The sequence below is a fragment of the Exiguobacterium sp. s56 genome, assembly GCF_018618255.1.
GTDB classification, from domain to species: Bacteria; Bacillota; Bacilli; order Exiguobacteriales; family Exiguobacteriaceae; genus Exiguobacterium; species Exiguobacterium chiriqhucha.
This window is the reverse complement of record NZ_JACSLR010000007.1, coordinates 119,516-130,203: the sequence shown is the minus strand read 5'-3', so window position 1 is coordinate 130,203 and position 10,688 is coordinate 119,516. Positions and strand designations below refer to the sequence as shown.

The window sequence follows — 10,688 nt, the reverse complement described above, 5'->3', positions numbered from 1 at the left end:
AGACGATGAGGTAGATAGGTCATGGGTGGAAGCACGGCGACGTGTGGAGCTGAATGATACTAATCGGTCGAGGCTTTGATCTAGTCTAAGGTTTGTATGAATTGATGAGTCTTCAGTTTTGAGAGAACAATCTCTTAAAAAATATTGACGTTATGACTAAATAATGTTAATATAATACTTGTCTGGTGGCGATAGCGAAGCGGCCACACCCGTTCCCATGCCGAACACGGAAGTTAAGCGCTTCAGCGCCGAAAGTAGTTGGGGGTCTCCCCCTGTGAGGATAGGACGCTGCCAGGCAAGATCGTTCCGCAATAGCTCAGTGGTAGAGCAACCGGCTGTTAACCGGTAGGTCGTAGGTTCAAATCCTACTTGCGGAGCCACTTTTCTCTTTTTGGAGAGCTGTCCGAGTGGCCGAAGGAGCACGATTGGAATTCGTGTAGGCGGCAAAACCGTCTCAAGGGTTCGAATCCCTTGCTCTCCGCCAGTTTTTCAATCAATAGTATGGCCCGTTGGTCAAGCGGTTAAGACACCGCCCTTTCACGGCGGTAACACGGGTTCGAATCCCGTACGGGTCACCATTTAAATTTTATATCGTCGCGGGGTGGAGCAGTCTGGTAGCTCGTCGGGCTCATAACCCGAAGGTCGTTGGTTCAAATCCAGCCCCCGCAATTAGTGTGGTCCTGTGGTGTAGCGGTTAACATGCCTGCCTGTCACGCAGGAGATCGCGGGTTCGAATCCCGTCAGGACCGCCATTTTTTCAATTAAATTACTACATACATGGCTTTGTAGCTCAGTTGGTAGAGCAAAGGACTGAAAATCCTTGTGTCGGCGGTTCGATTCCGTCCAAAGCCACCATGTGGGGGGGTAGCGAAGTGGCTAAACGCGGCGGACTGTAAATCCGCTCCCTCGGGTTCGGCGGTTCGAATCCGCCCCCCCCCACCACCTAGGGGCATAGTTTAGCGGTAGAACTACGGTCTCCAAAACCGTCAGCGCGGGTTCGATTCCTGCTGCCCCTGCTTTCTAATATAATTATGGCGATTGTGGCGAAGTGGTTAACGCACCGGATTGTGATTCCGGCATTCGAGGGTTCAATTCCCTTCAGTCGCCCCATTTTATTGGGCTGTAGCCAAGTGGTAAGGCATCGGATTTTGATTCCGACATGCGTAGGTTCGATCCCTTCCAGCCCAGCCATTATGCGGAAGTAGTTCAGTGGTAGAATACGACCTTGCCAAGGTCGGGGTCGCGGGTTCGAATCCCGTCTTCCGCTCCATTAAATTTGGCGCCATAGCCAAGTGGTAAGGCAGAGGACTGCAACTCCTCTATCGTCGGTTCGATTCCGACTGGCGCCTCCAACATAATATGCCGGTGTGGCGGAATTGGTAGACGCGCACGACTCAAAATCGTGTTCCTCTGGAGTGTCGGTTCGACTCCGACCACCGGTATCCGTAGATCCTAGCTGAGGCTAGGGTCTTTTTTTTGTATGTGAAAGTTTAAAAATAAAGGGAAGTGAGCGATGCGTAAGGAATAAGCAAGGAGTGTACGATTGTGCAAGGGGACGAAGGGGGAAGTACATTGCCGACAAATCAAATCGCTCAAGCTTTTATGAGATTTGCTTCAAACGAGTGTAGAGGTTCGAGTGTTCTTTATGAATCATTGTCGAACGAGATAGCGACAGACGTGTCGATTCTCACATTATGTGAGCAAGCCAATCCAGGACAGCCTATTCCGAACCTGTTGTTTGGAGCAGTCCATTATCTGCTCTTGAGTGGGCACCAGCATCCATTAGGCGACTATTACCCAAGCGTGGCCATTGAAGCGAAAGAGGTAGATGAAGGACTATTTCCGAGTTTTCAGCAATTTTGCAAAACTTATGAAACTGAGTTGGTTGCTCTCTTACAGACTAGGCTCGTTCAAACGAACGAAGTGAGACGGTGTGCGTATTTATATCCAGTGTTCGGTATGATTTCTAGATACTCAAAGCAACCGTTGTCTTTAGTGGAGATTGGTACGAGCGCCGGTCTACAGCTCTTATGGGACCAGTACAGCTATCGATATGACGACAGCGAACTGGTCGGGAACGTCACGTCATCCCTCGAGATTTCAGCGGAGGTGATTGGCGAAGGAAGACCTCGACTGAATCTACCGATTCCTCCAGTCCGGGAACGAATCGGGTTTGATTTGAATATCGTCGATTTGACCGATGGCGATGAAAAATTATGGTTGAATTCGCTTATATGGCCGGAACATACAACTCGTCTCGAGCTATTTGAACAGGCGAGTGCGTTGATCGGATCACAACCATTGGAGTTGATTCAAGGGGATGGAGTTCAATTATTAAAAACACGAGTCGATTCGATTGAAACGGACAGCATCGTCTGTATCTTCCATACACACGTGGCGAATCAAATGCCACTTGAAACCAAGTATGAGCTTTTGCGTCAAGTCGACTGTATCGGGGAGTACCGGGACGTCTGTCACATCTATAATAATGTCCAAGACAAGTTGCTCCACCTCGATCTTATTATCGATGGTAGGAAGAGTGAGTACGTGCTCGCTGAAACGGATGGGCATGGACGTTGGTTCAACTGGTTGCTATCACCAGAAACGGAAGAAAATCTTGAGCAAAGATTTGGTAAGCTCTAACCTCGGTTAGAGCTTTTTAGGATTAATGAAAAAAAGAACCATCACGGAGATGATTCTTCATATGACGTGTACGTCGCTTCGTCCAAAGTATGTAAGTAATCGGGTCCAAAATTGTTCAGGATAAAGAGTTCCTCTTCGTTCTCAGTCGCCAATCCGTTTGAGAATCCTCTATTCGCTTGGAGGAAATGCAACAAACGATCTTGCTCCGTGTCGGCTTTGGAGGAGTCGCCTTGTGACCAATTTTCGAGCATGATGTTCAATTCGGCGTATATGTCATCTTCGATCTTGAATTTTGATTTTAGAAGATTCAAGTATTCAGCCGATTGTTGAATATTCTGTGGTGTCATCGGAATCGCCCCCCATTTAGCACGAGCTGATATTTTTTGATGTGTCATCAAGTGCATGCTTTTGATCAATTCAGTTCGATTTGGTTTCTCTTCATTGAAAGAGACCTCTAGTTCAACGCGAGTCTTTGCGGTGGAGTTGCCTCTGCGGTCTAATGGGTCTTCCTTGGATACTTCGATTTGTAGTTCTTTGACGCGCTTTGCGTATTTGTCATCAAGATTCTCATTCTCGACACCTTGACTTAAGTTTTTATAAAACGTGTAGCTGATCCAAAAGACTGGAATGAGCAAGATGAGGACGCTAGTCGTGATGATGAGTCACTTCGGGGTAAATACCTGTTTCAGTTTTTTGAACAATATCATTGCCTCCTATCTGTACATAGTTGGATTTTAACATACTTCAAATACCATTAATCCCATATAAGGGATTAATATGGAAAAATAGATAAAAGAAACAAAAAAATGATTTGATAACTCATTTTGAATGAACGTTTTTCCATCTGTGATGTGATATAATTACCTGGTAATAATATTTTATGATGAATAAATTCTAATGACGGTCACGTTGCTCGTCAATCTCATACTGTATTTGGTTTCATATTTCATTTTTGTTGTCGTCATCGCTATTTGCAATTGAGGAGGAAGTTGTACATGAGTAAAGAAAAAATCGCCCAGCTCCGAAAGCATGTCTCGCCGTTTGAAAAGGCCGATGTGAAGAAGAGCGTCCGGCAGATGATCAACACAATCTTGCCGTTTCTTGCCGCCTGGATTCTTGCCTATCAGGCGCTCCAAATCTCGGTCTTCTTGACCATTCCACTCGCCATCGTCGCAGCTGGTTTTGTTGTCCGGATGTTCATCATTTTCCACGACTGTACGCACGGTTCGTTTTTCAAGAATAAAAAAGCGAACGCTATCGTCGGGACGATTATGGGGATTCTAACGTTGTTCCCATATGAGAAATGGAAACGAGAGCATTCGATTCACCATGCTTCGAGTGGTAACTTGGACAAACGTGGCGTCGGTGACATTTGGGTCATGACGATTGAAGAATACGTCGAGGCATCGAGATGGACTCGATTGCAATATCGTCTATACCGTAACCCGCTCGTCATGTTCGGTCTCGGGCCGTTGTTCTTGATTCTTGTCACAAGCCGTTTCAATCGGAAAGATGCGCGTAAAAAAGAACGGAATAACACATACCTCATTAACTTGTCGCTCGTCGTTCTCTATGCGCTCGTCATCGCGATTGTCGGTTGGAAAGCGTTCTTGATTGTTCAAGGCACGACGATGTTCACAGCCGGTGTCCTTGGAATCTGGTTGTTCTACGTACAGCATACGTTCGAAGACTCGTATTTCGAGGACGAGAGCGAGTGGGACTACGTGAAGGCTGCGATCGAAGGAAGCTCGTATTACGAGTTGCCGAAAGTGTTGCAGTGGGTAACCGGGAATATCGGTTTCCACCATGTTCATCACTTGAGCCCGCGTGTACCGAACTACAACCTTGAACAAGCCCATACGTCGACGCCGCCGCTCCAAAAAGCGACGACGATTGGTCTATGGTCGAGTTTGAAGTCGCTACGCTACAAACTGTACGATGCTCAGAACAAGACGTTCGTCACGTTCAGCGATATTAAGCACTTGCTTCGGGAACCGAAAACGTCATCGTTGTGACGCACATTCCTGCCGACTTTGTCGGCAGGATATTTTTATATCGCCACAGCTATCTTATATTGAGATATGATTTAAAGAAGATAAATAAGGGAATTAGATGTATTCATACAATAAATATATAGACTTGATAAGCCATCAAAGAAATTTCTTTAAAAGTGTTGACTTCCGAAAGGTATAGATGTATATTGATTGTAGTCGCTTTTACAGCCGACTCATATGAACCATGCGGGTGTAGTTTAATGGTAAAACCTCAGCCTTCCAAGCTGATGACGAGAGTTCGATTCTCTTCACCCGCTTCATCATCTCTCTGCCGACTGGCGGGGAGATTTTTTGTATGCGAAAATAGGCATGAAAGAGGTGATTCGATGAACGGGATGAGCCCGGAAACACTTAAACAGAAGATTGTGACGTACGCGACGACGATTGGGATTGACGAATTGAAAGTGACGACGGCCGACCCGTTCATCGTCATGAAGCAACGTCTCGTGAAGCAACAAGAAAAGGGATTCGCTTCGGGGTTCGAGGAGCCTGATTTGGACAAACGGACGACACCGACGCTGTTACTTGAAGAAGCGCAGTCGATTATTGCAATCGCCATCTTGTATCCGAGCAAATTGAAGGACGCGCCGCGTAGTGTGGCCGATGAGCGCCGCGGTTTGTTCGCCCGGGCATCGTGGGGGCTCGACTACCATCGCGCTGTTGGCTCGAGACTCGAACGATTGCAGGCGTATATTGAACAGCTCGTCCCGGGCGTCCGGACACGCTCGATGGTCGATACGGGAGAGCTTGTCGATCGGGCGGTGGCCGAACGGGCCGGAATCGGCTTCAGCGGCAAGAACTGTTCCATCATTTCGCCCGAGAAGGGGTCGTACCTCTATCTAGGCGAGATGATCCTGGACACATACTTACCACCGGATGAGATGATTGAGGACGGGTGCGGAGAATGTACGAAATGCATGACGGCATGTCCGACGACGGCGCTTATCGAACCGGGTGTGCTCGACGCAAAACGTTGTATCGCCTATTTGACGCAAATGAAGACGCTCATGCCACGCGAGTTCCGCTCGAAGCTCGGTGGACGGCTTTACGGTTGCGACACGTGCCAACAAGTCTGTCCGTATAATCGGAAGAAGGATTGGCGCCATCATGAGGAACTGCTTCCTGAAGCGGAAATCGTCAAACCGTTGCTCGTCCCGTTACTGAACTTGAGCAATCGGGAGTTCAAAGCGAAGTTCGGCCATCTGTCTGGCGCATGGCGCGGCAAAAAGCCGATTCAGCGAAATGCGATTCTAGCGTTGGCCCATTATCGGGAACCATCGGCCGTGCCGGTGCTCGAAGACTTCATCCAACAAGATGAGCGCGAAGACATGCGGGCGACAGCGGTCTGGGCGATCGGGGCGATTCTCGGAGCCGAAGCCGAGACGATTTATCAACAGATTGAGTCGACGGAGACGTCGGAGCTCGTACATGAAGAGATTCGATTATTCCGAGAGGAGTGGAGTCATGAAGACCGTGTCATCTAAATGGGGAACGTTAGGCTATGAATTGAACGCCAATGGAAAGCTATGTGCGTTAGACTTTGCGGAGACGGAAGCGGATGATGGTTCGGCACCAGCTTGGCTGACCGAACTGATTGAACGTGTCGAACAAGACGGGCTTCAACCGTCTGACCGCGAGTGGATCGAGATGAACGGGACCGTCTTTCAGCAAGAAGTATGGGACGCGCTCTTAACAATCCCGTTCGGAGAGACGCGGACGTACAAACAAATCGCCGAACAAATCGGACGACCAAAAGCGGTTCGTGCGGTCGGCCAGGCACTGAACCGGAATCCGTTGCCCGTCATTTTCCCGTGCCATCGGGTCGTCGGTAGCGGAGGACAACTGACCGGTTTCGGTGGCGGTATTCATCAAAAACAACGATTACTTGATCTCGAACAAGTGAAGTGAGGAGTAGATTATGGCAATCCATGTAGTAATGTTCCAACCAGAAATCCCGGCGAATACAGGTAACGTCTCGCGCACATGTGCCGCGACGAATTCGGTGCTTCATTTGATTCGTCCGTTAGGTTTTTCGACAGACGATAAAATGCTCAAACGAGCCGGGCTCGATTATTGGCAGTTCGTCGACGTGCGGTATCACGATTCGCTTGACGAACTGTGGGCCAAGCACCCGGACGGAGAGTTCTTCTACATTACCAAGTACGGGGAACAGTACCCGAGTGACCTCGACGTGTCTGCGGTCGACAAAGACTATTTCTTCGTCTTCGGTCGCGAGACGAAAGGGTTGCCGATGGAAGTAATCGAGAATAACCTCGACCGTTGCATCCGCTTGCCGCAATCGAACCTCGTGCGATCGCTCAACGTCTCGAACACGGCGGCGATTATCGTCTATGAGGCGCTCCGCCAACAAGGATATGCTGGGTTGAAATAAAAAAAGAGCCGGATTCGTGAGAATCTCGGCTCTTATTGATTACCTTCAGGTTTTCTGTTGTATCCAGCTGTAAAGATAGCTGCGAGGAAGACGACGCTGATTCCGACCATTAGTAACAAACCCATCTGAAAATCCCCCTTTTGTTCTCCGTGACTACGAATATTATAATATACTTGATAATAGATTTGCACTGAATATGAGAAATTCTTGTGAAATTGGAGCCGATATGAAAACAAACGTGTACTTGTTAAGCTATGCCCCGTTGATTGGGATTATTCTGTTCTCGATGTCGCTTGCGATCGCCACGAGCGAGTATGTGATTCAATGGCTGACCCGTGTCGGTGTCTACAGCGAGATTATCGCCCTGTTGTCCGTACAGGAGTCAAAAGTGCTCGTGCTCGTCGTGTTCTTTACCATTTACTTCATGCTGTTCAGCGCCTTCAAGCTCGTGGCCGACACGTTCAATCAACTCGGATTCGCCTTCTTCGCGCGTGAGACGAACGGCAGCTCGCTCCATCGTCTCAAGCCAGGGGCGACGATTTTTCTGGTCGGGTCGGGAATCAGCTTCTTGTTCCTGAACTCGCTCCTTGCCGTCATCGCGGTATTGCTCGGCACATTCGTCCTCTATTTGTTCTATTACATATGGCAAGTCAGTCAGTTGATGTCGACGTTTCGGGCAATCGGTCTGCTCTTGATTCAAGCGATGATGTGGGCCATCCTGTTGAGCGGCCTCGCTTGGGCGATGCTACGCTTGTTTAACTCGGTCGGGGACATCATCCTATGACGGTGAATGCGACGATTCCCCTCATTCCGACCGAAGAAGTCGTCCAGGCATGGATGGGTTCGATGGTGCCACCGATGGACTTATTCATGGCGGATGCGAGACTCGTGACGCGACTCGGTGCGGATGCGAATGTCTTGATGATCCCACGGGCAGAATTCGACGTGCATCCGTCTTATCGGGACATCCGCATGGCCAACGCCTATACGTATTGGACCATCGACCGCGAGGCTGTTGTCGTCTTGCATGCGCCGCCGGGGTGGGTCGCGACATTATTGCCAGAAGTGAGACGCGAGTTGCTTGCCTATCAAGTCACGGTCGGACGGGGGCTCGTTTTCCCGGCGACTGACATGGAAATCGATTCGTTGGCGACTTCGATTGTGACGGTAGACGATGTGCCGTATCTCATCTTACATCAGTCAGCCTTTCAGGTGATGCCAGACGAGATGCGTCGTCAACTGACGTTCGAGTACGCCAAAGCTTGGGACGAGTGGACGGCGAGTTCTATTCCCGATACTTGCCCTGACCATGTGCGACGCCTTGCTAACACCTTCCCGGTCACGTCAGGCAGCAATTGCCTCGCGGCCACGCTGTTCGCGGTGACAGGTGCGGAGTGGATGGCGACGCAATGGGTCCATCCTGGCACATTCCTCCAGACGCTCGGTCAGGCTGGTTACATGAGAACCGAGTCGGAACTGACCGAACGAGGGGATGTGCTCACGTTCGTTGATGAGGCAGGGCGTGTCCAACACGCGACATACTGCATCGGCGCCGGACTCTTCTTCAACAAGAACGGGCAGACGCTGTTCAATCCATGGAAACTGATTCAACAACATGAACTGTTCGAGGCATGGGGGGACTACACGTGCCAGACGTATCGACGACCATAAAAAGCCAGGGACAACGATGTCCCTGGCTTTTTAGCGATGTGCTTCCGTCCAAACGATAGCAGGATAGGCCCGGTTGGCGAGCTCCGGGAACGGCCGCGGCGTGTCGGCGCCGAGCCAGATGGCCGTGATTGACTCATCGGTCAAACCGACGTACCACATGTCTTTATGCGAGTTCGTCGTACCGGTCTTCCCGCCGATATAAGGCCCTTTGATTTGGTTGGCGTAACGTCCCGTCCCGTAAGTGGTGACAGCGGACAACGCCTCCCGCATCGTCGCGACGGTCGCTTTCGACCAGACAGCTTGCTTCGTCATGCTTGGCGTGATCGTAGCTGCGCCCGACTCGAAGCGAATCTGTTTAATCGTCTGGCCGGACACGTACACGCCTTGGTTGAGAAACGGGGTATAGGCGGCGGCAAGCTCTTTGGGCGACACGCCTTGGGTCAAACCGCCGAGTGCGCTGGCGAGACTGTTATCGCTCTTAGCGTCCCACTGGCTGAACATCATGTCCGCCGTCGTATACGCTGCCTCTTGATCGATCGCGGTGAAGGCGGCGAGCGCCGGCGTGTTGTAGGAATACGCGACCGTATCGCGGAACGATACATCACCGAGGATACGATTTCCGCTGTTCGTCGGACAATACGTCCCGTAACAGACTGGCCGACCGTCGAGGATGGTATCGAGTTTCGCTCCGGTCTCTTCTATATAGGGCGCGAACACGAGGACAGGTTTGATGGCTGACCCAGGTTGGCGGAACGCTTGCGTGGCCCGATTGAATTCACCCGATTGGGTCATCTCTGAATCGACGAGGGCGATGATGCGTCCGTTCGGCGTCAGCTCGGCGTAGCCGCCGTTCAAACCGTTCGGCAGTTTTGTCATGACTTGTTTCGCCTGTTGTTGCCGGGCGACGGACAGATGCGTCTCGATTGTCGCTTGATTGGTCGCCAAGTAGTCTCTGGCTGCTTCTTCATCGAGATCATAACGTGAGCGGACGAGTCGAATCGCCTCTTTCATGACCGTATCCATATAATCGGGATAACGGACGACGTGTTGACGGTACGTCGCCGTCAGCTTCACCCCATGATGCGTTTCATACGCTTGTCTCGATATGACGCCGGCATCACGGAGCTGGGTGAGGATTCGATCTTTGCGCTCATAGAACGATTCTGACGGATCGAGCGGATCATATAAAGATGGATTGTTCGGGATGGTTAACAGGAAAGCGATTTGATTCCAGTTCAAATCTTCGAGCGGGCGGGCGAAATACGTCTCGGCTGCTGCTTGAATCCCGTAAACGTTATGTCCGAAGAAGATGACATTGCTGTATGCTGTCATAATTTCTTTTTTACTATATTGTTTTTCAAGCGCCCGGGCGAGCAATAATTCCTTCACTTTGCGCTCATATGTCCGCTCGTGCGTCAAATAGACGTTCCGGGCGAGCTGTTGGGTGATGGTGCTGCCGCCTTGGCGCGAGGATTCATTGGCGTTATTGATGAAAGCCCGAGCGATACCACCGAGGTCATATCCCGGATGGGCGTTAAACTTGCGGTCTTCGATGGTCATGATGGCTTCACGGAGGTGGGCCGGAAAGCGCGCGACAGAGACGTCATCGCGTCGACCGTTCAAATAGAGCCGTTCCGTCCCGCCTTTGTACGTCAACGTGACGGCATGTTTCGACGCGAGCGGGGTAGCGTTGACCGTCTTTTCACCCCACGTCATAATCTGTTTCGCTTGCTCAATTTCTTCTTTTAACGCTCCGCTGATCGTCCCGCCGACGGCTAACAGTCCAGCAAAAAATAGTGTCCCAATCCACGCTCGCATCGTCTCACCTCTCTCTTCATACATTATATCGTCAATCTTTCAAAAAAATTCAAAATGTAAACGTTATCATATAATAATTTGGGCAGGAATACATTAGGAAGTAGAGAAAG

The 10,688-nt window shown here is 50.2% G+C and carries 9 protein-coding genes, 14 tRNA genes and 2 rRNA genes; 23 read left to right on the top strand and 2 right to left on the bottom strand.

What is annotated here, in order from left to right; genetic code table 11:
* The 16 genes from KNP71_RS08780 to KNP71_RS08705 form a co-directional block, all read left to right on the top strand.
* Window positions 1-83: ribosomal RNA gene (locus tag KNP71_RS08780) — 23S ribosomal RNA — on the top strand; the annotation flags it as partial.
* A 98-nt stretch (window positions 84-181) separates the two neighbouring features.
* Window positions 182-297, top strand: a 5S ribosomal RNA gene (gene rrf / locus KNP71_RS08775).
* 8 nt (window positions 298-305) lie between these two features.
* Window positions 306-380: transfer RNA gene (locus KNP71_RS08770), tRNA-Asn, on the top strand.
* 13 nt (window positions 381-393) lie between these two features.
* Window positions 394-484, top strand: a tRNA-Ser gene (locus KNP71_RS08765).
* A gap of 19 nt (window positions 485-503) precedes the next feature.
* Window positions 504-578, top strand: a tRNA-Glu gene (locus KNP71_RS08760).
* A gap of 17 nt (window positions 579-595) precedes the next feature.
* Window positions 596-669 (top strand) — tRNA-Met (locus KNP71_RS08755).
* Window positions 670-676: 7 nt separating this feature from the next.
* Window positions 677-752 (top strand) — tRNA-Asp (locus tag KNP71_RS08750).
* 27 nt (window positions 753-779) lie between these two features.
* Window positions 780-855: transfer RNA gene (locus KNP71_RS08745), tRNA-Phe, on the top strand.
* Between the two features lie 3 nt (window positions 856-858).
* Window positions 859-942, top strand: a tRNA-Tyr gene (locus KNP71_RS08740).
* A 3-nt stretch (window positions 943-945) separates the two neighbouring features.
* Window positions 946-1,016 (top strand) — tRNA-Trp (locus tag KNP71_RS08735).
* An 18-nt stretch (window positions 1,017-1,034) separates the two neighbouring features.
* Window positions 1,035-1,110, top strand: a tRNA-His gene (locus KNP71_RS08730).
* Between the two features lie 6 nt (window positions 1,111-1,116).
* Window positions 1,117-1,191, top strand: a tRNA-Gln gene (locus KNP71_RS08725).
* 4 nt (window positions 1,192-1,195) lie between these two features.
* Window positions 1,196-1,270, top strand: a tRNA-Gly gene (locus tag KNP71_RS08720).
* A gap of 8 nt (window positions 1,271-1,278) precedes the next feature.
* Window positions 1,279-1,352: transfer RNA gene (locus tag KNP71_RS08715), tRNA-Cys, on the top strand.
* 9 nt (window positions 1,353-1,361) lie between these two features.
* A tRNA-Leu gene (locus tag KNP71_RS08710) sits at window positions 1,362-1,442 on the top strand.
* A 160-nt stretch (window positions 1,443-1,602) separates the two neighbouring features.
* A complete protein-coding gene (locus tag KNP71_RS08705; protein ID WP_029595999.1) occupies window positions 1,603-2,643 on the top strand; it encodes a DUF2332 domain-containing protein in 1,041 nt (346 codons plus the stop codon).
* 41 nt (window positions 2,644-2,684) lie between these two features.
* Here the strand turns inward: KNP71_RS08705 and KNP71_RS08700 are convergent, their stop codons facing one another.
* Entirely contained in the window at window positions 2,685-3,278 is a 594-nt protein-coding gene (locus KNP71_RS08700; RefSeq protein WP_029595998.1) for a DUF6241 domain-containing protein, read from the bottom strand.
* 360 nt (window positions 3,279-3,638) lie between these two features.
* Between KNP71_RS08700 and desA the strand changes: the two genes are divergently transcribed.
* The 7 genes from desA (at window position 3,639) to KNP71_RS08665 (ending at window position 8,760) form a co-directional block, all read left to right on the top strand.
* On the top strand, window positions 3,639-4,658 hold the full coding sequence (gene desA, locus KNP71_RS08695; protein WP_214830476.1) for a Delta(5) desaturase DesA: 1,020 nt from the start codon (window positions 3,639-3,641) through the stop codon (window positions 4,656-4,658).
* Between the two features lie 225 nt (window positions 4,659-4,883).
* Window positions 4,884-4,954: transfer RNA gene (locus tag KNP71_RS08690), tRNA-Gly, on the top strand.
* A 78-nt stretch (window positions 4,955-5,032) separates the two neighbouring features.
* Entirely contained in the window at window positions 5,033-6,181 is a 1,149-nt protein-coding gene (gene queG, locus KNP71_RS08685) for a tRNA epoxyqueuosine(34) reductase QueG (protein ID WP_214830486.1), read from the top strand.
* Window positions 6,162-6,605: a methylated-DNA--[protein]-cysteine S-methyltransferase gene (locus KNP71_RS08680; RefSeq protein WP_021066741.1), complete on the top strand. Its 444-nt coding sequence runs from the start codon at window positions 6,162-6,164 to the stop codon at window positions 6,603-6,605. The genes queG and KNP71_RS08680 overlap by 20 nt, the downstream gene beginning before the upstream one ends.
* 10 nt (window positions 6,606-6,615) lie before the next feature.
* On the top strand, window positions 6,616-7,089 hold the full coding sequence (gene trmL, locus KNP71_RS08675) for a tRNA (uridine(34)/cytosine(34)/5-carboxymethylaminomethyluridine(34)-2'-O)-methyltransferase TrmL (RefSeq protein WP_021066740.1): 474 nt from the start codon (window positions 6,616-6,618) through the stop codon (window positions 7,087-7,089).
* A 226-nt stretch (window positions 7,090-7,315) separates the two neighbouring features.
* Window positions 7,316-7,873: a DUF5366 family protein gene (locus KNP71_RS08670; protein WP_021066738.1), complete on the top strand. Its 558-nt coding sequence runs from the start codon at window positions 7,316-7,318 to the stop codon at window positions 7,871-7,873.
* The gene (locus tag KNP71_RS08665) at window positions 7,870-8,760 is read left to right on the top strand and encodes a hypothetical protein (protein ID WP_058765770.1); all 891 of its coding nucleotides are present in this window, start codon (window positions 7,870-7,872) and stop codon (window positions 8,758-8,760) included. The genes KNP71_RS08670 and KNP71_RS08665 overlap by 4 nt, the downstream gene beginning before the upstream one ends.
* 30 nt (window positions 8,761-8,790) lie before the next feature.
* Here the strand turns inward: KNP71_RS08665 and KNP71_RS08660 are convergent, their stop codons facing one another.
* Window positions 8,791-10,578, bottom strand: coding sequence for a transglycosylase domain-containing protein (locus tag KNP71_RS08660; RefSeq protein ID WP_236355803.1), 1,788 nt, complete (start codon window positions 10,576-10,578; stop codon window positions 8,791-8,793).
* Window positions 10,579-10,688: the final 110 nt, after the last annotated feature.

What these genes read in the sequence shown, in the direction of transcription:
- queG (WP_214830486.1), top strand. Translation starts at nt 5,033, where the DNA reads ATGAGCCCGGAAACACTTAAACAGAAGATTGTGACGTACGCGACGACG.
- KNP71_RS08660 (WP_236355803.1), bottom strand. Translation starts at nt 10,578, where the DNA reads ATGCGAGCGTGGATTGGGACACTATTTTTTGCTGGACTGTTAGCCGTC.
- KNP71_RS08665 (WP_058765770.1), top strand. Translation starts at nt 7,870, where the DNA reads ATGACGGTGAATGCGACGATTCCCCTCATTCCGACCGAAGAAGTCGTC.
- KNP71_RS08670 (WP_021066738.1), top strand. Translation starts at nt 7,316, where the DNA reads ATGAAAACAAACGTGTACTTGTTAAGCTATGCCCCGTTGATTGGGATT.
- desA (WP_214830476.1), top strand. Translation starts at nt 3,639, where the DNA reads ATGAGTAAAGAAAAAATCGCCCAGCTCCGAAAGCATGTCTCGCCGTTT.
- KNP71_RS08680 (WP_021066741.1), top strand. Translation starts at nt 6,162, where the DNA reads ATGAAGACCGTGTCATCTAAATGGGGAACGTTAGGCTATGAATTGAAC.
- trmL (WP_021066740.1), top strand. Translation starts at nt 6,616, where the DNA reads ATGGCAATCCATGTAGTAATGTTCCAACCAGAAATCCCGGCGAATACA.
- KNP71_RS08705 (WP_029595999.1), top strand. Translation starts at nt 1,603, where the DNA reads ATGAGATTTGCTTCAAACGAGTGTAGAGGTTCGAGTGTTCTTTATGAA.